This is a genomic window from Sideroxydans sp. (genome assembly GCF_054604835.1).
Genome location: NZ_JBTSFG010000001.1, coordinates 1 through 21,997 on the forward strand (window position 1 = coordinate 1; position 21,997 = coordinate 21,997).

15 protein-coding genes are annotated in these 21,997 nt (G+C 47.5%); 9 read left to right on the forward strand and 6 right to left on the reverse strand.

The annotated features are described in order from the left end of the window. Positions 1-414: 414 nt before the first annotated feature. Entirely contained in the window at positions 415-1,014 is a 600-nt protein-coding gene (locus ACYCZ5_RS00005; RefSeq protein ID WP_461542718.1) for a toll/interleukin-1 receptor domain-containing protein, read from the reverse strand. Between the two features lie 429 nt (positions 1,015-1,443). On the opposite strand from ACYCZ5_RS00005, the gene ACYCZ5_RS00010 reads away from it, so the two are divergent. Continuing rightward, entirely contained in the window at positions 1,444-3,945 is a 2,502-nt protein-coding gene (locus tag ACYCZ5_RS00010; RefSeq protein WP_461542719.1) for a patatin-like phospholipase family protein, read from the forward strand. Between the two features lie 121 nt (positions 3,946-4,066). Here the strand turns inward: ACYCZ5_RS00010 and ACYCZ5_RS00015 are convergent, their stop codons facing one another. The 5 genes from ACYCZ5_RS00015 to ACYCZ5_RS00035 all read right to left on the reverse strand — a co-directional run bounded on the left by ACYCZ5_RS00015 (position 4,067) and on the right by ACYCZ5_RS00035 (position 8,479). After that, the gene (locus ACYCZ5_RS00015) at positions 4,067-4,711 is read right to left on the reverse strand and encodes an Nmad2 family putative nucleotide modification protein (protein WP_461542720.1); all 645 of its coding nucleotides are present in this window, start codon (positions 4,709-4,711) and stop codon (positions 4,067-4,069) included. A gap of 2 nt (positions 4,712-4,713) precedes the next feature. Then, on the reverse strand, positions 4,714-5,211 hold the full coding sequence (locus ACYCZ5_RS00020) for a TIR domain-containing protein (RefSeq protein WP_461542721.1): 498 nt from the start codon (positions 5,209-5,211) through the stop codon (positions 4,714-4,716). A gap of 53 nt (positions 5,212-5,264) precedes the next feature. Beyond that, complete coding sequence (locus ACYCZ5_RS00025; protein ID WP_461542722.1) at positions 5,265-5,933, reverse strand: uracil-DNA glycosylase; 669 nt, start codon at positions 5,931-5,933, stop codon at positions 5,265-5,267. Beyond that, complete coding sequence (locus tag ACYCZ5_RS00030; protein ID WP_461542723.1) at positions 5,930-7,186, reverse strand: hypothetical protein; 1,257 nt, start codon at positions 7,184-7,186, stop codon at positions 5,930-5,932. The genes ACYCZ5_RS00025 and ACYCZ5_RS00030 overlap by 4 nt, the downstream gene beginning before the upstream one ends. A gap of 759 nt (positions 7,187-7,945) precedes the next feature. Beyond that, positions 7,946-8,479 (reverse strand): 3'-5' exonuclease family protein, encoded by a 534-nt coding sequence (locus ACYCZ5_RS00035; protein WP_461542724.1) that lies wholly within the window; start codon positions 8,477-8,479, stop codon positions 7,946-7,948. 281 nt (positions 8,480-8,760) lie between these two features. Between ACYCZ5_RS00035 and ACYCZ5_RS00040 the strand changes: the two genes are divergently transcribed. The 8 genes from ACYCZ5_RS00040 (at position 8,761) to ACYCZ5_RS00075 (ending at position 21,647) form a co-directional block, all read left to right on the forward strand. Next, the gene (locus ACYCZ5_RS00040; protein ID WP_461542725.1) at positions 8,761-9,120 is read left to right on the forward strand and encodes a helix-turn-helix transcriptional regulator; all 360 of its coding nucleotides are present in this window, start codon (positions 8,761-8,763) and stop codon (positions 9,118-9,120) included. Then, complete coding sequence (mobC, locus tag ACYCZ5_RS00045) at positions 9,120-9,458, forward strand: plasmid mobilization relaxosome protein MobC (RefSeq protein WP_461542726.1); 339 nt, start codon at positions 9,120-9,122, stop codon at positions 9,456-9,458. Before ACYCZ5_RS00040 ends, mobC begins: the two co-directional genes overlap by 1 nt. After that, the gene (locus ACYCZ5_RS00050; protein WP_461542727.1) at positions 9,455-10,870 is read left to right on the forward strand and encodes a relaxase/mobilization nuclease domain-containing protein; all 1,416 of its coding nucleotides are present in this window, start codon (positions 9,455-9,457) and stop codon (positions 10,868-10,870) included. The genes mobC and ACYCZ5_RS00050 overlap by 4 nt, the downstream gene beginning before the upstream one ends. Before the next feature lie 598 nt (positions 10,871-11,468). After that, complete coding sequence (locus tag ACYCZ5_RS00055) at positions 11,469-12,437, forward strand: DNA adenine methylase (RefSeq protein WP_461542728.1); 969 nt, start codon at positions 11,469-11,471, stop codon at positions 12,435-12,437. A gap of 25 nt (positions 12,438-12,462) precedes the next feature. Beyond that, a complete protein-coding gene (locus tag ACYCZ5_RS00060) occupies positions 12,463-14,562 on the forward strand; it encodes an ATP-binding protein (RefSeq protein WP_461542729.1) in 2,100 nt (699 codons plus the stop codon). Between the two features lie 28 nt (positions 14,563-14,590). After that, positions 14,591-15,919: a hypothetical protein gene (locus ACYCZ5_RS00065; RefSeq protein WP_461542730.1), complete on the forward strand. Its 1,329-nt coding sequence runs from the start codon at positions 14,591-14,593 to the stop codon at positions 15,917-15,919. Positions 15,920-16,124: 205 nt separating this feature from the next. Further along, positions 16,125-21,059 (forward strand): DEAD/DEAH box helicase, encoded by a 4,935-nt coding sequence (locus ACYCZ5_RS00070; protein WP_461542731.1) that lies wholly within the window; start codon positions 16,125-16,127, stop codon positions 21,057-21,059. Between the two features lie 51 nt (positions 21,060-21,110). Next, positions 21,111-21,647 carry a hypothetical protein gene (locus ACYCZ5_RS00075; RefSeq protein ID WP_461542732.1) on the forward strand — a complete coding sequence of 179 codons (537 nt, stop codon included), beginning with the start codon at positions 21,111-21,113 and terminating at the stop codon, positions 21,645-21,647. Positions 21,648-21,997: the final 350 nt, after the last annotated feature.

Here is a 21,997-nt window from a genome sequence, read left to right on the forward strand (position 1 = left end):
GGCGAAGGCTTCTTCTGTAATACGGTCATTTCCACTCCTTTCAATGTGATGGCAGTTTCCTGCCTTATGACCGTTTACACAAAATCTTTTACACCCCCACAAAGTTTAAGTTAGATTGCGGTTATAGCTTTAAAATCTTCATGTACGTCGTTTCATCGGCCTAAGCGGGCCTTGGCAATTTTATGAAAAGGTTGTCGGCCCATTCTGCTGCAATGTCTGCTTCCAACTTATTTTTGAATCGTTGCATTCGACGTCTTCCTGCTATTCGCAATTCCCATAATGGACTTTCAACCAAGACCGCGCAATCTGGATTCACCTAACTCTTAAGAAGATCACGGTTTCTGAATGGGGTATGGGAAAGATTTCATTAATCAGAGCAATCCAGAGTAGGCTTTCGCGAACCATTCAGGTCGTTTAGTTGCGGGTGTATTGCATCCAATTTGGTTGGCCTTTCCCAAAGTTCTTAAGCGTTGACCATTTGTTGCCGACGTCTTCAACGAAGACATCGCTCCGTCCATCCGAATATGTACTCTTTTGTACTACAGGGTAGAGGGCAAGATATTCTTGACTAGGGTAAGGATCACCTTCGTTGTCGAGAATAGGAAGCACGGCAACATTTTCCGGTTTGAAGCCATCAAAATATCCCAACTCCCAAGGCATCCATTTTGAGGAACTCGCACTTTCCGTAGCTACGTAAATTAATGATTTCGATTGCCTCATGCGCCGCCGCAAGACCATGGCAGTCTCCTTCGACACTGCGCTACGATCGAGTTGGGGGTCATCTACCCAGTCAACGTATACCTTAAATCCTTGCTTCTCCAGCAATCTTTTTACGCCGGCAATAATTTCGGCATCACGAATGGAGTGCGACAGAAATATGTCGAAGGTGTCAGTGTTTTTGGCAGCAGCCTTCTCCTCATTCAAAATTCGGCTGTAGGTCATGCCTGCACTCTTTTGAAGTGTCATAGCACTAGTTGCCGCAGCTCGTGCCTCTGATTTTGTATAGAACGACATACGACTCTCCTACTCAAAAGTTTGACAGACACATGAAGCCTCGTCCTTGGTTGATCAACCAAGGTCAATATGGCATCACGCAGCGATATTGAAATGCCGCGTACTGCTTCGAATTACTCCGTTTTAACTTTGGAAGTTTATATGCTACCAGCATTGCTGGGTAAATCGCCGGTAGTAGTCCATGAATCGCAGTAACATAATCAGCATCATTCGTATCGATTCCAGCATGCTATTGAATTAGCTGCGTAGCGTATCCTTGTCATACTTTTCAACCTATAAATTAAGTAATATCACCGTATATTCTTCAGGCAATTTCGGTGTAAGGGTAGGAAGACGCATGGTCACGAGAGAAGCAAAATATTCTGAGCGCATAGGGGGAAAGCGTCCGACTGCCGATTAGGATATCCCTGAATTGAGGAGATAATTAGGATGATCAGTACAACACCACTTTCACCGGATCAACTTGCGGCGCATTGCCTGCTTTCTGAATTGCGAACGCGTATCGCGGTGCAACCGTTGCCTTATCAATACGGTGTGGAGACGAGGGCGCTCGAAAGCCTCTGGGAAATCTTTGGCTTAGCGAGGAAAGCGATGAAAGAAAATCCTGGCTGTCAAGAGTTCGCACGGATTACGACCAACATGTTGAATGTTGATCTAAGACCCGTCACAGCGAAGTGGCATCGCGCGCACAAAACAGGTCTATTGGATTCAAAGGATGGAGCGAATGAATTCCGTGCCGATCTCGCTACGCTGCAGATTAGGCTCGTCGAATTTTCTCAAGCCTTGCAAATGATGGCCTATGGAAAAAGTTTGCCCGATGAAGTGACTCCAGCCGTCATCAGCGAAGAGGAGATTAATCTTTGTTTCTCGCCTGTTACGTTTGGATTGGAAATCTCTGCTGCAAGTGCCATTTCAAATTCAGCTGAGATTAACAATGCGGAAGCAAAGGAGATCGCCGCCCGTCGCAAGTTTTACCAGATTGAAAAAGCGGACAGGACAGACGCTGTAGGAATATCACTCTCAGGCGGCGGTATTCGGTCGGCGACCTTCTGCCTAGGAGTCGTCCAAGTGCTTGCTGAGCGTGGCCTCATGAGAGATTTTGATTACATCTCAACCGTTTCAGGTGGCGGTTATACCGGAACCTTGATTACCTCTAGCGTAGGAGGAGGTAACGATTTCAAGGACATTGGCAAACCTTATGGTCCCGATACCGATTCAATCCGACATGTTCGTCAAAATGCGAAGTATTTGAGTGCGGACGACTTGAAGCAGCGCTGGCTGATGGTTACTGGCACGATTGCAGGACTATTGCTCAACTGGACAGCGCCGCTCTGCATCCTTTCAATCTTAGCATTGGCAAGTAACTATGTTGCGCTGCACTTATCAGCGGAAATATGGCTGGTTGCCGCTGCAATGCTAGGAGCTATAACGGTCATTTCAGTGATGGTCTATGGCATAGCGCTACGATGTGGCGCCAGTGCAAGGTTGGGAAGTCTGATGCTCGCATGGGGCGCTGGACTAACGCTGCTGGCGTTAGCGTTTTATTCAGTTGAACGGGGTTATTCCTTGTTTGCAACCACCTTGGCCGCGAACTTTTCGCTCTCTGTATATATGCTTGCCTTGGTTATTACAGCCCCAGCAATCGTTCGGTTTGTGCCAATATTCAACACTCCTTCCGCCAAGAAGGTAATTTTGAATGGAGTTCTTTTGGCAGCAGGCGTTATTGTCCCTTTGCTCGCATTGGCGGCTTTCTACCTGCTCCGCATTTTAGGCAACAAACCTATTGACCCAACGTCATGGGGCCCCCTTCACTATGTAAATGGAAACCTTATCCTGATTGCACTCGCAACTTTATCTGGAGCTGTAGCTTTATTACTTCTGAACGTGAATTTAACCGGGCTTCACAAACTGTATCGGGATCAGCTTTCAAAGACTTTCGTTCAAGATACTGACGGTGCAGCCATAAATCTGCCACTAAGCGCTGTCAACTCGGAGCATCGAGCTCCTTATCATCTGATAAATACAACTATTAATTTGCCCTCTAGTGAAAATCGCGTTCTAAGGGATCGCAGAGGGGATTTCTTTCTATTTTCTAAATGCTGGTCTGGTGCGCCATCAGTTGGGTACACCCAGACTGCTGAATGGAAAAGCAATGGAAAAGAAGTAGACCTTGCGACAGCCATGGCCATTTCTGGAGCAGCTGCGTCACCCCAGATGGGGCGAAGTACGCTACGAAGTCTCTCCGCAATATTGACGTTGCTCAATGTTCGTTTAGGCTTCTGGATTGCAAATCCAAAAACTATGCAGAAAGGGGTGCCAGGTTTTTTGTGTCTTCTGCGTGAAATGACTGGCGCTGGAATGACTGAGAAAAGCTCTTGGCTGAACCTATCTGACGGAGGACATATAGAAAACATGGGGATTTATGAACTGCTCAGACGACGATGCAAGTTCATCGTCTGCGTGGATGGTGAAGCAGATTCCCAGTCCACCTTCGAGGGGCAGTTGACGCTAGTACGACATGCACAGATAGATTTCGGTGTTCGCCTAGAGCCGAGGCTTGATGATATACGGCTGGATCCTCAGTCGAAATACAGCCGAACGCATTCACATCTACTCAGAATTCATTATCCAGCAACAGGACCAGAACAACCAGCGGAGATTGGGCTCATGCTATATCTCAAACTTTCGCTTACAGGAGATGAGACAGAGATTCTCAAACGTTATCGCACGATAAATCCCGAGTTTCCTCATCAATCCACTATTGATCAATTCTACGACGAGGAACAGTTTGAAGCCTATCGACAATTAGGTGTGCACGTAGCAGAAGGTGCATTTTCGCCTGCACTACTCACCAAAGATAAACACCCTAAAGATGTCGCTAGTTGGTTCAGACAGCTTGCCAGTAACATGCTCGAGCCGACTAAGGCATAGTGTTCTCAGCCATCGATTCGTCGGTCTCACATTGCTTGCAAGAAACAAGTCGAGTACCTGTGCCCTAGGCGCTGATATGGCTAAACCCACAAACAAGAGTAAATCTCTTAGGTTATTTCATTTAACCATCAACTGTGACTTTGTTGTCTGCAGAAGAGTATCTTGAGCTTGCTGCCTCAAAATCAAAAGGATCTCCAAGTAATTTATTGGGCGTAAAGTTATTTTCAATATATGAAATTAGGAGCCGCGCATCCGCAAGAACGTAGACTCTGTGATTACGCCTATTTACATAATCCATTCCCCGAAGTATATCTGGAGGGATTTCGATGGCGGCAGCGCCAAAATAGAAGAAATATTCTGATACGAGGACGGCGTTGGTCTGGGTATCATTTTCTACATTATGAGGATTTGGAGAGCCGTCCGGATAACTATGATGAGAATTCAGTTGCTGCCAAATACCAGTCTCTAGGTGGTAAATATTATCTCCAACCATCATTTTCTTGCTGCCGTTGCGCACTGGCTTTTTGTCTCGATAGAGTGGGTTTGTCCAATACTCGTTGAAAGTAATCGACTTAGATACTTTCATCGCAAATATGCAGCGGCCGGTTGCACGTAACCGCCCCCCTCCCATTCCAATAATCCAGTCGTCCTTCTTGGCTACTCGCCGTATTCTTGGCTTACATGTCGCCAGTGTGCATAAATTGTGAAATGGATTCGGGGCAAATCCGAAATCTCGATCCACCACGTACATATATGCCTTCGACATGTTTAACACTTAGATGTTACGGATACGTTTACAGGTGAGCGAGTTGAACCATCTGGATTTTCGAATGAATTTTCCCCTCCATCGACTGCTTTTTGAATACTGTTCGCGTTCCACCCAACTATTGCTGAAGCATATTTTTCGAGACTCTTTGGAATGTCTGACGCCTTTCCTCCTTTTTCAAACACTCCAACAATTCTTTTACCTTGGGCATTCGCTTGATCAATTTCCCAATTAACCCATGGCCTTGTGTGTGTCTTTTCACCTATCAAGACTACAACTGTAGATGCCCAAGATATCTTCATGCGGAGTAAGCGTTGAATTACTACATCTTTGACCATACCTCGATCCAACCGGTCTTGGTTTGCCGGCTTCGCGCGAATCGAACTATTACGGACGTCCCAGCCTTTTCCGCCGAGTAGGCTGGTAAATTTATCGACCAATGAATCATCTTGATGATGATGGCTGATAAAGAGATGTCTTCGCTGGCCAGATGTAGTCATTTCAATATAACCTCGTAGTTGCTCTCGTACATTTATCGAATAGCGTTACGTCGTTAAAACAGGACTTTTTGCCACGCTTGCGGTGGGCGCAATTCTTTTCCATACAAATATTGTATACCTGCTCGAAATTCTCTGATGCCGCCGTAACTAGGATGTCTGACGCATTCAACTTCGACACCAAAACTTGACGCGTACGTTGCTGCATCTCGTCCAATAGAGATGATTTGTCGAATGCCCAACCAAGCGATCAGCTCATGATTTAGGTCGTTCACGATGGCAAGTTCGCGTGCATTAAAGCGCCGGTTTGAAAATTGCTGGTCAGCTTCATGCGGATGAAACGGAAAGACGTTCCAAAGCAATGGTGGATGCTCGATTTGTCTAACCATCGCCCATATTTCTGCAGCTGTGCGCTCGGCGATAGGGGGGCCACGAGTCGCACGACCTGGAGACGTACCGGGGTAGCTGCAGGAGACTTCGGATAAATGCCGCTCGTCGGTCAGCGCCAACCCAGTCCTTCGCCCGCCGCGATAGCCTAGATCACGCCCCATCCAAATCGTGTCAGTTCCAAGGGCCTCAATGGCTGCTAAGTATCCTCGTAGATTGCTTCTTCGAACAGCGGGGCCGTTGGCAAGGTCGTGTATAGAGCATCGATCAGCATAAGGATTAAAGACGCTCTCCAAACGAATATCAGCCAGAGCATTAACAAATTTACGAGGATTCATTGACCAGTCTCTTCGACGCTGCCACTGGTGGTTGGGGAGACGGCCTCCAATGAAGCTGATTCAAACCGTATGGTGCGTTGGTTTAGATCGACATGTACGAAGCCTCCCCCAGCATCTCGAAGCTGCCTGAAAATGTTAAAGCCGTCTAAAATTGCAAGTTCCCACTGCCACAAGGGACAACTTTGCACTTCATACCCCTTCACCATGTCTTGTACCTGCTTCAATAGACCATATTCCAGCTTCCCTTTCGTCACACCGGCATAGTAATCACGTTGGAATGCGTGGTTGAAGATCCAGGTCGCGATTCCTTCTTCAATAATCATTGCGCGTGCCCCATCCTCATTCTCATCTTTGATTGGATCGCTTTTCCGCTTGTACCTGAGTAGGCCGCGCAGCACCGGAGACCAACCAAGATGGGCGACGTAGGCCAAATGAAAAACATCGTGAAAACGATATCCATCAGGCTCAATACGATTGTCAGTCAATCTGTCACCGATGTTGACGTCATTGAGTTGTTGAACGACAAACTTTTTACCATTGAGCTCGCGCTCAATGAAATGGACAGTCATTTTCCGAGGCAGTTGTTCGTAAGGCTGAAAATTCATATCGAAAAGATCGATATGCTTTGCACCAGCGGGCGGCCAGCGCGATTCAATTTTCTTCAGATTCGACTCCGCCACATCATCAATCTTCAAATTGAAGATTGCAGCGACCATCATCATGTCTGCCAATATTTGAGATAGCAGTTTATTGGGCGAATGAGTGCCAGGATTACTTCCTTTGGATGCATCATGCGCAACCACCTCGCCGGTATGAGCGGCTAGGTTGCACAGAAGTCTGTCCTTTGATTCTGGCAATTTGCCATGACAAAAATCAAGCAATTCATCAAACTCATAAAATGTCAAAGGTTCGGCTGCACTCTGGTGGTCCAGCACATTCAAGCGTCGTTGCAGATCCAGAAGTGTCGCTTCGCCGACGGCCTCCAATTGGAGGTGGTGCAGTCGAACGATAGTTGCGAAATACCAGAGTGCATCTCCGAGTTCCTCCATGACCGTATCCCGCTCTTTGGCACCTAGTTCACGACGCGATTTCTTTACAGCCGAAAGCAATCCACCAACTTCGCCGAAAAACCCGTATCTGAGTTGGTTCATCGCATCAGGAGCCTGGAGAAACTGATTCGAAGCGTTCGCGCGAACTTCATATGCCGTGAGGCTAAGCTTCGGTAAAGTCACATTTCTTGCGTGTGTGGACATGTTTTGGCACCTTAAGAAGGTGAGCTATTATCCAATAAAAATGCTCGGGAGCTGAGCCTTCAACTATTTTGGAGATTTATATTTTGGGCCATGATAGTAAATCATAAACCCAGTTTTCATTTTGGTTGTGCTCCGCTTTCCTGGCGAGTCATGGGCTCTATCTGCAAGTCACATTAACATGAATGATTGAGAGAATACCTAAGGAGATTTAAATCAAGTAATACTGAGCTGCGCTCAAAATGGATGACTGCCCCTCCGAAATAGAAATAGCGCGAATTTCAGGTCACACTCAATCTTTCAACAAACTGCCAAAGTCCGGTATGGCCAAAAAATAGGACTGCTGTCTAACGAACTCTGGTGTGCAGCAGATAAGGCACTCTCGCCTAGAGGGGATAAAAGCCATTCATATCTACCTTGGTGCGTTTTAGGCATATCGACCACAGAGGGGGGGCGCAAAAGGAGTCTTCTCGGCAATCAGCGTCGGAAGAATCTGAGAATAACAATCATGAACCCGCTCCGAAATTCCGCTCTCTCAGCCTTCGTACTCCCGCGAAGGGGCAGTGAAATGAAGATTAAGACAATCAACAATGCAGACGCTGCTACCAGAGGAAATGCTTGGTATATAGGCCAGCCCTCTCTGATTACTATGAAAGCGGCAGCTGATGTAAGGTCGAGAGCGGAATTTTTATTTCCAGCTCACAGTTCCTCCAAGTTTCCTTTAAACGCCTGTGCCACCACCTGCTCAAGAAAAGTCCAGTTTCATTGGGAGTCAGCTAGCCCATAATTCCATGCATAGCGCATCGACCTTGCATCAATCAGAGCGTGATGCATTTGTTCAGAGTTACCCTTCCAGAATATAGCCAATCCGATTTGATAGCGATGCGTCTGCCGTGCTTTGTCAAAATCGACAGTGCCGCACTTCTTGCGCAGATTTGAAGGCCAGTCGTAAAAGTTAAACAAACCTGCAACGAGCTCCCAGTCGTAACTTGGTGAGTTGCAGCGCAGCACCACCTCTTCCGCCACCAGTCCTTCGATCCAGACTTTCAACTTAGAAGCCAATTGTGCTTCCATCAGCAGGTTATTGCCATCCAAAAGCGGCAACACAACGTCAAGCACGAAATCGCTGCAATCACTCTTTTGATAGGTGTCAGTCAGCTCGCAATAGAACTCGCGACCGTCTTCAGACACAAGGCCGATGCTGATCAGCTTCGGCTCATGTTCCATGTCCCTGAACTGCGTGAATTCTGTATCAAAGAAAACACTCAGAGACTTCACTTTCTTCTCATGCTCCATACCCATTTCCTTATCAATTTAGGTGTAGGCCCAGCTCCGAGGACGTCCGGAATTTTGTGTAGATCGGCCATTGGATTTTTCATTCAGACCGACAGCTTTAACCGAACTTCTGTCTTTATTACTTCGGCTGAATGGTGCTACCGACACAGGTTCAGAACATTAAAAAATAGTTTGTTGAAGCTGTGGCCCGGAATAATCTCTCACAAACTTTACAAATATTTTAGGTCCCTGTATGCCTGTCTACATGCGAATGATTTTCGCGCAATGACAAGGGATACATCATGCAGGAAAAAAACGAATGCGAGAGGACGGACAGGCTTCTCCGATTGCCAGAAGTTGAACGCATCTGTGGTCTTCGCAAAACCACTATTTACCAGCTTATCAATGATGGACGGTTCCCACCGGGATTTCGGGTCGGAAGGTCTCGTCTTTGGCGCTGGTCTGTCATTCAGGAGTGGGTAAAGAGTCATCATGACGAATGGTCGGTTAGCCCAACAGGTTCTGTCGAATATAGAGGGGTAGAAACTCACCAGAAGGTAGCTAGGCAAGTCGTAGGCGTGGTCCCTGCTGGGACGCGCCTGACTTGCCCATCCTCCCTTCGGTCGGATGGGGATGCATCGTGTTGGAAGGAGACATCCTGATGGGTAACTTTCTTTCCAAGCGCAAGCAGGATGAACCGTCCGTAGAGGAGGTTCGCTCGCATCAGGTGAAGGTCATGCTGAACGATGAGGAGCTTCGCCTTCTGGATGATATCCGGGGGCGATTGAGTCGCGCTGAGGTGTTGAGGTATCTGCTCATGAACAAGATGCCTCCAGCGATTCCTGCGCTGAATCAAACTGCATGGACGGAACTATCTCGTGCATCAGCGAACTTGAATCAATTGGTCCGCCATCTCAATACGGGTGGAGCGCTCGACGTGGAGCAGATCATCGTAATGTTGGATCAGCTCCGTGCCGCGTTGATCGGGGCAGCCAAGTGAAGCGCGGTAAAAACTCAGATGCGCGTCAAAAGCTACGTAATGCATCAGGTAGCTCACAGGGTCGAGGCCGTGGGATTGCCATTAAGGGATTCAAGAACGGCAAACAATTCGGTGCGCGTGTCGCCTATGCCACGAATCCAAAGAAAGGGGGAGAGGTCGTACTCACGAACTGCCCTCGCGATGCAATCACCAGGACGATGATGGTCGCTGCACGATTACGCCCTGATATCCAGAGTCCGGTTGGGCATCTCTCGTTGAGCCTGCCACCGGTTGTCACACCTAGAAGCTTGGAAGAGTGGCAAGGGATAGTCCAAACACTTCTGGATGAGATCGGTTTGGACGAAGCCTTTCCATATGTATGCGCCCGACACAACGATGCGAATCATGATCACGTGCATCTGGTGTTCTGTCGAGTCTCAGTGGATGGTCGGGTGCATGACCAAGCCAATCTTGGTTTGCGATTACAGGCGGCAGAGGCCGTCATCGAAGACCAGTTCAATCTACAGCTATTTCCGCGTGGTGAGGTATTGGTCGATGTGACCAAGAACGAAATCGAGATGGGGCAGCGGACGGGCAAGCTCCCACCCAGATTGGAGATCAGACGGTCGCTGGAAGAAGCACTCATCGACAAACCGACCATTGAACAACTCATCGATCGTTTGGCATTAGCGGGTATCTCGGCGCGGCTGAATGCATCGGCCACGACTGGAAAGGTATCTGGCTTCTCGTTCGTATACGAAGGGATACCGTTCCCAGCTTCAAAGGTCGGCAAGGAGTTTGGATGGGCAAGTCTTCAGAAAAGGATAACTTATGAGCAAATTACAGCAACTGAACAAGCTGCCAAGCAACGCAGCGCAGAAAGTACAGCAAGCAATGACACTGCAGGAACAGATCGACCGACTGAATGCAACGATGAAGTCAGAGATGAGCCGCATGTTCAAAGCGCAGGAAGAGAGGTTAACCAATCGCCACCAAGCAATACTCGTCCAAATGGGAAAGAGACTAGGTTGGAAAATCGCGCTTTGGATAATGGGAGCGACCTTCGTCAATATTTTGACAATCTGCCTTGTGGCGTACGTAGCTCACAAGGGCTCATAAGAGTACACAACGCTGGCTTCAAAACGCCTGCCTGGTTCGTGGCCGGAAATGTGAGTCCCGTCGCAATAGGCAGAAGTGATGGCGGGATTACATTTCCACAGCATAAGCGGCTGACCGATGAGCAACTGGGTGAGTTGATTAAGTCTGTAGGTGATCCGGTGGAATTGTTCGGGGATGATGCTTATCTGGAGCGGGCAGCCAGAATATGCGACCAGCTCGGTGTGAAGTATGACTTCGCCAACCATCAGCGCAAGCCAGCTGAATTGAATATCAAGCCGGATGTGGGTGATACGTCATGGGATATGGGAGTGTAGTGACGGTCAAGGAATCGGTGGCGATGGTGCGGCGTGCGCGCAGGCCGAAGGCCGAGCACACCCACGGTCGCCAAGCCGAGCGGCGAAGCCGCCTGTCCTTGACGGTCATGAAACGACCTATGCTTATGGCTGGTGGGGTGGGTTGGTTTTTAACCCGCCCCGGCTGCCTTGCGGCGAGCAACGCTTGTGGTGGGAATAATATGTAAGCAAATGGTGGTAGTAAGATGCGGTCACTTTTTTCATGGTGGTGCGAGGCCGGTAGAGGCCGAATCTGTCACCCTGAACCGGCAGCTATAGCTATATATATAAACAAGGCTGAGCCGGTCTATATATTTCGGCATATGGTTATTAGGAGATATTGCTGCTAGTGTTCAATCTTGATGTATTGGATGCTGGTGTTACTTGTCCAGAAAATTAAGAGCTATTGCGGCAAGTAGTTGACGGCCGTACCTTACCCGACTGCGGGTTGATTGCTTCTTAGTAGGCAATTCTGCTTGCCATTTTTTAATTTGAATATTGCTGAATTTACATGTCAGATTGACATCGCAATAATTTACGTCCTGGATTGATTGATAGTCCAACGGTATACGGAGAAAAATTGTCAACTGCTACTAGAAGTATCCTTCGTTATCCGGGCAGCAAAGCTCGTTTTGTTGATTTTATTAGACGAGCTATAAGTCTTAATGGGCTTCGCGGTTGTGTTTTTGTGGAGCCATTTTGTGGTGGAGCAAGTGCATCCATTGCGCTTCTTGAATCCGGCTCGGTTGATTATGTTGCAATCAACGATGCAGACCCTCTGATTGCTCATCTTTGGGATGTGGTTTTTTCAGAAACACATTCGGACTGGCTTATAGATCAAGTCTTGAGGGTCCCACTTACGATTGATGAGTGGCGCCGGCAAAAATCCCTTGAGCCAGCCAACCCAAGAGAATCGGCGCTGAAATGCCTATTTCTCAATCGCACCTCGTTTAACGGCATTCTCCATCGAGCAGGCCCACTAGGCGGCTGGAATCAAATCAAGCGGACAGTTGGTGTCAGGTTCAACCGTGAGCGACTCGCAGCTAGGATACGTGAATTAAATAAGCTGAGGGACAGAGTCATAGTTGTCGGCAACAAGAGTTGGGAGACATTCTGCGAAGAGATGATTCCGGAAGACAACACCTTTTTTTATTTGGATCCTCCTTACTATCATAAAGCGGAGAAGCTCTACGGCTACTATTTCGATAGTGCAGAACACGACCGATTGCGCGACTATCTGATTGCTATGGAAGCTTCTTGGATGCTTTCCTATGATGACGCACCAGCGGTCAGGGCGCTTTATCAAGGTCACGCATTGAACGCGAGAATTATTGATAGCACTTATTCTACGCACCCCATGGGGGGCGCATCACATGTTGGCAGGGAGGTTCTCTATTCAAATCTATATAAACTGCCAGCACCTGATCAACGAGATGTGATTCATAGTGGACTAACCGTTAGGAATTCAACTTTTGTAAAACCCAACGAAGTCAAACTAACTCGTATTCCTTTCATCGATCCTAACGTTATCGATTTTGCCTTAGCCTAGATAGCCAATGAAAAAAGGGACTAGCATGGAACTTCTGAATAAGATTATGGCGGACGTAAATCCGCTGGCCACTCTACTTGCGGATCCGAAAACAAACCATATCGGATATGTCTACGGCATGGGATTCAAAGAAGCTTTAGTTTTGACGAACGATGCATGGAAAGAGCGGGTTGCAGGTATACCTCACAACAGCTTCCTAATTGCAGCCTCATTTGACCCCGAAAAATTTGCGAATGCTCTTGAATTCGATAAAGAAGTGGTTCTGCTGCGAGTTCTTGGTCCATCTAATCTTCCTCAAGATATGGATATGGTTAGGACGCGCATCGAGCACAGTCAACGCCGGACTGCTGAGGAATTGTTCGGAGACGACGTTCATGACGGGCTAGATCCATTGACGCACGCGGAACTCCAATATGGTGGACTCAAGTGCCGTGTTTTGGGCACCTTCTATTTAGATAATGGACAGCTTCGATTAGGTAGTGATGTTGAAAACTACATGTGCTCCACCCGCCTTCGCGTATTTAAGCCTCGTGGCGATGCACTTTCCAAGATAGTCAATCACGTTAACCAGGAAGTGCTTGCCAAGAGCATAGAGGAGGCAAAGAAGTCTGGTTTTAAAGGACTTCCAACGCCGATTGAAATTGGAGATGTTAGATATACGTCTACAGCGCGACTGCATAGAAGTGCTACTGAACCAAAGGTGCCGGTAAAAATTCAGCCTTCTGATTTTCTGGCCCGTAGAACAGCGGTTCTGGGCATGACAAGAACAGGTAAATCCAACACTGTTAAAACCACTGTTGCAGCTGTAACCATAGCTGCAAAACGCGACGGGATAAAAGTTGGGCAGATTATTTTTGACATCAATGGTGAATATGCCAATGCAAACCATCAGGATGATGGGAGTTCCATTGCTGATGTATTTGGCTCTGACTGTGTTCGATATCGTGCAATCGAGACTGTTGGTTTTGAGGATTTACGCACCAACTTTTATGCTGAAACGGAGCAAGGTCTTAACCTGATTCAAGCCTTATTTCGGGCAGATACGTCACCATTTTCTGGGCAGGATTTGGACAATTTCATGTCTTCTACCCTTGAGGAGCCGGATGCCGCAGATCGAGGCGAGCATAATAGGTGGGAGGTGCTGCAAGCGGTTTTTCAATGCATCTTGCATAAAGCGCAATACCCAGCGCCAAGCGCATTTTTGGTAAAAATTCCAAAATCTAAAAATATCGTTAAGCAGATAGAAGATTTTGCGGCCACCCAAACGCCGCCAATCCAAGTTTCTATTCCAGCATCTGACAAAGTAAGTCTTTCAGAGGCGAATGGCTGGTTTGAAACCATAAGAACTTTCAATTTGCGCCTTAAGGAAGCTCAGAAGGAAGCTAATCAAACACCTCTGGGACTTAAGTCCAGCACAGCCGGAAACTCATGGGTGGATCCTAACCTCGAATCGTTCTTGAATATTTTAGCTCGCGAAAATAGTAAGGGCATGTCTTTTGGCGGATACCGAGCGATTGTGAAATACAAACCTTACCATTCAAGTCGCCGCTCCGCAGATGTTACCTCGGAAGTAATTCAGCACCTTCTGAATGGGAAAGTCGTAATTTTGGACCTTTCAGCCGGCCCTGTTGAAGTCAGATCTGTACTCTCTGAAAGGATCGCCCGCCAGATATTCGAGCGTTCATTTAAAGAAATGAATGAGGGCAAGGTGCCACAGAATATGGTCATTTACGTGGAGGAGGCGCATAACCTCATTGGCAAGAAAGAGGCGCTAACCACCACTTGGCCAAGAATCGCCAAGGAGGGTGCTAAGGCCAAAATTGCATTTGTGTATGCGACACAGGAGCCCTCCTCGATTCACCCAAATATTCTGGCTAACACTGAAAACTGGTTTGTGACGCATCTCAATAATGATGACGAGTTAAAAGCGTTGGGCAAGTTTTACGATTTCGCTGATTTCCAAGATTCACTCAAAACGGCCCAGGATGTTGGATTCGCGCGCATTAAAACACTTTCATCTCCATTTGTTGTGCCGACGCAAATCAAACGTTTCACGCCGGCAGACTTAATAGCCGAACTGCAAATGATTGCAGCAGCAAATTCCGGAGCTCCAAGTGCCATATAACAGGGAGCGGGGTAGTAAGAGCGGCCACATGGATTTGGTTAAGAATCCGGACGTAGAAAGTTTCCTACAAAATTGTGTCTACATGCGAGAGCCCAGTGAGGCTGATGGTCAGGAAATCGCTAATGCTTTTATTCCAGCACCACACTCTGACAGGCTGCCAGTAAAGGTCGTAGCATCAGATGCAAGTCCATATTCGGAGCCATTGACGGACAAATTTCCAAGCACTCAGCTTGGCTATGTGAAAGTTAGCTTGGTTTTAGTGGATCTTAAGGAATTTGATGCATTGACCCAACCTGGCACAAGATATGTGGACCCATTTAAGGCAGCAAAACTGCACCGAAACGCAAATGGGATCGCCTTCACGCTGCCTGGTAGCAATATTCGGTATAAAGGTGCCAATACAGTCAGGGACGGCTTCCGAAAGGCTGTTTATGAGCAATACAAAGATAGTCGCACCAATTTCAAGACAGATGGACGCTACTCACTAGCGGATACGCTTCTCTTTATTAGTGCCGGGCAGATGGAGTTGAAGAAATGTCCATCCTGCGGAGATGCTCCTGCCAGTCCGTTCAAATTCACGTCCGTCGATTCCGTACATGTATGCACAATTTGCTCTGAAGAGGTATTCCTCACCGACACACTACGTCTGCACGAGCAGCTGAGCGATTTTGGTGACAATACTTCAGCCATGACTAGATTCATGAATGTGACTGAACACTTGTTGGTTGCAAGCTGCATTAGGACGTTATTGGATGTTGATCCAGTGGGGTTATCCAATATGGGTTTCATCGTTGATGGCCCCTTGGCGATCTTTGGACAGCCTGCAAAGGTTCACGCCCCCTTGATGGCTTTCTATCATCATGTATCCACCGAGCTAATTCGCATGGGATTGACGCCCCCGATAATAGTCGGCCTACAAAAAGATGGGCAGGTGATGGAACACGCAAGATCGATAAGTCGCTTTGTCGCCCCAGGTTCATATCGCCCCGTTGATGATGATTACCGTGCCGAATTCATCAGGGGTAATGAGATGCTCAATGCCAACTTTGGCCATGAAACCTACTACGGACAAGATTTTATTTTCAAGACTGAATCTGGTCGTATTTTCACTGTTGGGATTCCATATCCGTTCTCCAATAAGCAGAACGCGGCTGAGTTTGCCAAGGAAAAGGTGGATTCTGTTAATTATGGTGAGTCACTCGCTAGAGCCTTTTCGTTAGTCAGATACTTTGAGTTTGATCTTTACGAAAATGCTGTAGTGCCTATTGCACTGGCTCATCGCCATGCGTCCATCAGTCTTGTTCCAGGAGGGAAGGTATTAGATCTTGTTACGCGTGCGGGGCTTGGAGTTCATTGACGTTCAACTTTCGATAGGAAAAGGATTTAGGCAGTTACAAAAGGAGTTGGAGCTTTTAGAAAGATTTGAGTGGTCTCCCCAATGCGGCTGCTACATTCGCACGATGCTGGTTATTGCCTAAAATTGGTGCGATATACTGGCTTGCCAGTGCGCAATACTCGCCATAACTCATGCTTCAGAATTATCTAACCTACCAAACATACAGATGATGACTTCACTGCAAAAGCTGCTCGATTCCTATCGCCAAGCTGCCACCACCGAACGCGAAAAGGGTACTTACTTTGAAGAGTTGATTCTCTGCTACTTGCGCAACGAAGCCACCTATCGCGACCTATACAGCGAAGTTTGGATGTATAGCGATTGGGCGGAGTTGCAAGGACTGGATAAGCGCGACACCGGCATTGACCTTGTCGCCAAAACAAGCGGCACGGCTGAATATCACGCCATCCAGTGCAAACTTTATGCTGAAGATTACCGCCTGCAAAAAGGCGACATCGACAGCTTCTTTACTGCCTCTGGCAAAAAGCCCTTCACGCATCGCATCATCATCGCCACCACAGACAAGTGGAGCGAACATGCCGAGGATGCGCTACAAAACCAGCAGCCCCCCGTCAGCAAGATAGACTTGCACGATTTAGAGAGCAGCCAGATTGATTGGAGCTACTACCACGCAAAATCGAAGCCGACGCTCAAGACAAAGAAGCAACTGCGCGACCACCAACGCTTTGCCCTTGATGCGGCAAAGCGCGGCTTATCAGATGCAGATCGTGGCAAGCTCATCATGGCGTGCGGTACGGGCAAAACCTTTACCGCTCTGAAAATAGCCGAAGAGTTGGCAGGCGCAGGTAAGCGCGTGCTGTTCCTAGTTCCAAGTCTTAATCTACTGTCGCAAACGCTGACAGAATGGACGCAGGAAAGCGCAACTCCGCTGCACAGCTTTGCCGTATGTTCCGATAGTGACGTGGGAAAGAAGCGCAAGAAGGATGACGACACTGTTCAAACCTTCACGCATGAACTGCGTTACCCAGCAACCACCGAACCGGCGAGGCTGGTGACAGAAATGAGAAAGCGCCATGATGCCCAGCACATGAGCGTCGTTTATAGCACCTACCATTCCATTGACGTAATCAGCCGTGCGCAGCACGAACACGGGTTAGAGAACTTCGACCTGATTATTTGCGACGAAGCTCATCGCACTACGGGCGCGACGTTTGATACCGAAGATGAAAGCAATTTCGTCAGGGTTCACGATGCTGCATACATTCGCTCAGCCAAGCGGCTCTACATGACCGCCACGCCGCGCATCTATGGGGAAGTTGCCAAGGCTAGCGCCGAGAAGGACAACGTGGCACTGTGCTCGATGGATGATGAAAACCTGTATGGCAAAGAGCTATTCGTTATCACTTTCTCGGAAGCGGTAAAGCGCGGCTTGCTGGTGGACTACAAGGTGATTGTGTTGGCCGTAGAAGAAACGCACGTCAATCGCCGCATTCAGAACTTATTAAAAGACCCTGACAATCAGCTCAAGGTGGACGATGCTGCAAAAATCATCGGCTGCTGGAAGGCTTTGTCTAAACAAGGGCTGGCTGATGATCTCGTGGGCGATTATGCCGCCATGCAACGTGCCGTCGCATTCTGTCAGGTAATTGAAGTCGCCAAGGGGGGCAAGACACACAAGGTTAGTTCCAAGCAAATCGCTGGCATGTTTCAGGCCGTAGTCGAAGCCTATCAGGAGACAGAGGAATTTGAGCAAGTCGCTCGCCTTACCTGCGAAGCGGAGCATGTGGACGGCAGCATGAATGCCGGTCAAAAGGAAACCAAACTTGACTGGCTAAAATCTGAAGTGCCAGATAACACCTGCCGCATTCTGTCCAATGTACGTTGTTTGTCCGAAGGCGTGGATGTGCCAGCTTTGGACGCAGTGCTGTTCCTGACTCCTCGCAATTCGCAAGTGGACGTGGTGCAATCCGTTGGCCGTGTCATGCGTAATGCACCCGGCAAAAAACGCGGTTATGTCATCCTGCCAGTTGTCATTCCGGTAGGCGTTGAGCCACATGAGGCATTGAATGACAACCAGACCTACAAAGTGGTGTGGCAAGTGTTGCAAGCCTTGCGTTCGCACGATGACAGATTTGATGCGATGGTGAACAAGCTGGACTTAATAGGCCGCGACACCAGTAAGATGGAAGTCATTGCTATTACCGATAAGGTCCAGAAGAAGCAAGAGAGGGCGCCTAAGGGTAAGAACAACGGCAACGCAGGAAAAAGTGGTTATGTCATTGGAGCAACACCTGAGGAAAGAAAAAATAGAGGGGAATTTTCAGAAAAATCTAAACTGGAATTCGAGATTGGCGAAATTGAGAGAGCCATCTACGCAAAACTGGTACAAAAGGTTGGCAACCGCCACCACTGGGAAGACTGGGCAAATGACATCGCCAAAATTGCCCGCACCCACATCGACCGCATCACCGCTATTCTGGAAAACTTGGACAACACAATAGAGCGGGAAGCCTTCTCCGCCTTTGCCGCAGAACTTCGCGATGACCTGAACGATAGCATCACTGATGGCGAAATCATTGAAATGCTGGCGCAGCACCTTATCACTAAGCCCGTATTTGATGCACTGTTTGAAGGCTACAGTTTCGCCAAGCACAATCCCATGTCATTGGCTATGCAAGCCGTGCTGGACATCTTACAAGAGCATAATCTGGATAAAGAAGCCGACACGCTGCAAAAGTTCTACGACAGCGTGAAGATGCGTGCCGAGGGTATCGAGAACGCCGCCGGCAAGCAAAAAATCGTGGTAGAGCTTTACGACAAGTTCTTCCGCAACGCTTTTCCCCGGATGACAGAGCGGCTGGGTATAGTCTATACGCCGGTGGAGGTGGTGGACTTCATCATTCATAGCATTAACCACATCTTGAAAACTGAATTCGGCCAGTCATTAGGTAGTGAAGGCGTTCATATCCTAGATCCGTTTACAGGCACCGGAACGTTCATCACGCGTCTGTTGCAGAGTGGGTTAATTTCTCCGGAACAACTGCCGTACAAATACCGGAACGAAATCCACGCCAATGAAATCGTGCTGTTGGCTTACTACATCGCTGCCATAAATATCGAAGCTGTGTATCACAGCATCGTCGGCGGCAACTACCAGCCTTTCGAAGGCATCTGTCTTACCGACACCTTTCAACTCTACGAAAAAGAAGACTTGGTGGACACACTGCTGGTGCAGAACAGTGCCCGTCGCAAGCGGCAGAAGAAGCTCGATATTCGGGTGGTTATGGGGAATCCACCGTATTCTTCCGGTCAAAAAAATGAGAATGATAATAACCAAAATGTCTCTTATCACTCTCTAGATCAGCGCATTGCTCAGACCTATCTAAAGGATGCTGGCAAGGGGGGTAAGAAGTCGCTCTATGACACCTATGTTAAAGCAATAAGTTGGGCGACTGAGAGAATTGGGGAGAGTGGTGTTGTTGGTTATGTTTCTGGTAGTGGCTTTATTGAGAAGCCTGCTATGGAAGGTATGCGTAAGTGTTTGCAGCAAGAGTTTTCCAATATTTACGTGCTCAACTTGCGAGGTGATATTCGTAAGAACATGCTGAGCAAGGGAGCCGCCAAGGAGGGCCAAAATATTTTTGGGAGTGGCAGCATGACTGGCATTTCCATTACCCTGTTTGTTAAAAATCCCAATGCAAATATGCCCTGTCAAATTCACTATTGCGACATTGGTGACGACCTTGGTCGTGATGAGAAGTTAAAGAAAATTGACTCGTTTGTTCGTTTTGGAGGTGTTGGTGGTGTAGAAAACTGGCAGAAAATTTCTCCAGATGAACACAATGACTGGATAAATCAACGGGAATCAGGATTCGACAATTACATTCTGCTGGGAAGTAAAAAAGATATTACGCAAGCTACACTGTTTGAAATTTATTCAAATGGCGTGGTGACTAATCGAGACGCATGGTGTTATAACTTCTCTCGACAAGACCTGTCCGCGAATATGAATGAAACCGTAAAATTCTATAATTTAGAGATGGTGCGGTACCAAAAGGCGATTGAAGGTTTGTCAAAGGATAAATATCCAGACGTCAATAGTTTCGTTAGTAATGACGCCTCTAAGATTAGCTGGTCGTTGGCTGCGAAAAATGCGATCGTCAGTGGTCGAGTTAAATCATTTAGTAATAAATCGATTGTTCGCTCTTTGTATCGTCCATTTACAAAGCAATGGATGTATTTCAATCGAGAATTCAATGAAGTTGTTTATCAAATGCCCAAGCTATTTCCTAGTCAGGAGGCCGAAAACCGATTGATTTGCGTGAGTGGTGTTGGTGCAAGAAGTGGCTTTTCTACATTGATTACGGATACATTACCTAATCTTGATAATTTAGAAAAAGGGCAATGTTTTCCTCTGTATTTCTATGACGAGTCAGAAGTAACTGAGACTTCTACGGCACAAGCAGGACTTTTTGCCACACCACCCTCTCATGCCGAAAGACTACGCCGCTACGCTCTTACTGACGGGGGGCTAGCGCATTTCCAGTCAGCATATTCTGGCGAGAAGATCGGCAAGGAGGACGTGTTCTATTACGTCTATGGATTATTGCATTCTCCAGACTACCGCGAACGCTACGCCGACAACTTAAGCAAGGAAGTCCCACGCATCCCACCCGTGAGAGCCGCCGCCGATTTCTGGTTGTTCTCCAAGGCGGGTCGCAAACTGGCCGAGCTGCACCTGAACTACGAAAAGGTAGAGCCTTATCCGCTCAAGATTGAAAGCAGCGGCAAGCTAGCTGATGTTGACTATCGCGTGGAGAAAATGAAGTACGGCAAAGCCGGCAAGGTCAAGGATCTCACTACGCTGCACTACAACGATAAGATCACCTTGACTGGCATCCCACTAGAAGCCTACGACTACATCGTAAACGGCAAGCCCGCACTGGATTGGGTGGTGGAGCGTCAATGTGTGAAGACAGACAAGGATAGCGGCATCGTCAATGACGCGAACGAATGGGCAGTGGAAACGATGATAAACCCGCGTTATCCGCTGGAACTATTCATGCGCGTGGTAACGGTGAGTCTGGAGACGATGAAGATCGTGGGCGGGTTACCCAAGCTTGATATTCTGGAAAAGTGAAATTAGTAATCTTTAAAGCCGAATTTGTACTACTTATTGGCAAGTGACTTTATGTTTGATGATATTTATTACCACGGTTCTAAACATACCTCTTTGTCGAAGCTAGATATGTCCTTTGCGTCGACAAAACTTCCATTTGGTCCTGCTGTGTACCTTACAAAGGATAAAGTTGTGGCAGGTTATTACACTGGTAATGATGGGGTGATTTATTGTGTAAGAATTTCTGGTGATGTCGAATGCACAATTAATCTTGATGAGCGGGTTGAAAGTCAGTCCGCGAAGGCAATTGAGGCTATCCAAAAACTATCCAAAATTCGTTACAAAACTATCGATATCCTTGGGAAAAATGTACGAAATGTTATTCATCCAGAATACGAATGCAGAATGTTGGCCAATTCCTTTTTGAGAAATCGTGGCATTTGGATGCTCTATGGTCATCTTGACGTGTATGAAGATAGTGGACTAATGGATAGGGGGCCGCAGTTCGCCGTGATTAACGACAATCACCTTTCTATTGCAGGTTTAATTTTGAGAAACGAAATGTTTGATGAGGTTGGTAGCTTTGACCGTAATTCAATGTCAATTTAGGTATTATTTTGACTACTAGAAGAGTGTATTATTTAGTCAGCTGAAAGTGAGCGTGGTCTAAGGTTCAAGTGCGTGTTCGTTTGAATTACGATTTGGGGGCAACTTTGGGGGCAACTGACGACTTTGCGACATATTTAATTTAATTAAATCAATCGCATCGGAAAAGTGTTTAAGTCCACCTATCCCACCAAATAAAAAAAACTCCAGCCGAAGCTGGAGTTTTTCATTTGTACCGACTGTAAAGTCGATTACTCGGAATCAGAGAACAGTTGCTTCAGCATCCACAGTGAGAAGCCGACTGCCAGGATTGCGGTGCCGACGGAAGCGAGATCTGCGACGAAAGACATATT

Bases quoted from the DNA above. Each gene is read 5' to 3' on its own strand.
- ACYCZ5_RS00060 (WP_461542729.1), top strand. From the start codon at position 12,463: ATGGAACTTCTGAATAAGATTATGGCGGACGTAAATCCGCTGGCCACT.
- ACYCZ5_RS00040 (WP_461542725.1), top strand. From the start codon at position 8,761: ATGCAGGAAAAAAACGAATGCGAGAGGACGGACAGGCTTCTCCGATTG.
- ACYCZ5_RS00030 (WP_461542723.1), bottom strand. From the start codon at position 7,186: ATGTCCACACACGCAAGAAATGTGACTTTACCGAAGCTTAGCCTCACG.
- mobC (WP_461542726.1), top strand. From the start codon at position 9,120: ATGGGTAACTTTCTTTCCAAGCGCAAGCAGGATGAACCGTCCGTAGAG.
- ACYCZ5_RS00035 (WP_461542724.1), bottom strand. From the start codon at position 8,479: ATGGAGCATGAGAAGAAAGTGAAGTCTCTGAGTGTTTTCTTTGATACA.
- ACYCZ5_RS00075 (WP_461542732.1), top strand. From the start codon at position 21,111: ATGTTTGATGATATTTATTACCACGGTTCTAAACATACCTCTTTGTCG.
- ACYCZ5_RS00005 (WP_461542718.1), bottom strand. From the start codon at position 1,014: ATGTCGTTCTATACAAAATCAGAGGCACGAGCTGCGGCAACTAGTGCT.
- ACYCZ5_RS00020 (WP_461542721.1), bottom strand. From the start codon at position 5,211: ATGACTACATCTGGCCAGCGAAGACATCTCTTTATCAGCCATCATCAT.
- ACYCZ5_RS00065 (WP_461542730.1), top strand. From the start codon at position 14,591: ATGGATTTGGTTAAGAATCCGGACGTAGAAAGTTTCCTACAAAATTGT.
- ACYCZ5_RS00070 (WP_461542731.1), top strand. From the start codon at position 16,125: ATGATGACTTCACTGCAAAAGCTGCTCGATTCCTATCGCCAAGCTGCC.
- ACYCZ5_RS00015 (WP_461542720.1), bottom strand. From the start codon at position 4,711: ATGTCGAAGGCATATATGTACGTGGTGGATCGAGATTTCGGATTTGCC.
- ACYCZ5_RS00025 (WP_461542722.1), bottom strand. From the start codon at position 5,933: ATGAATCCTCGTAAATTTGTTAATGCTCTGGCTGATATTCGTTTGGAG.
- ACYCZ5_RS00010 (WP_461542719.1), top strand. From the start codon at position 1,444: ATGATCAGTACAACACCACTTTCACCGGATCAACTTGCGGCGCATTGC.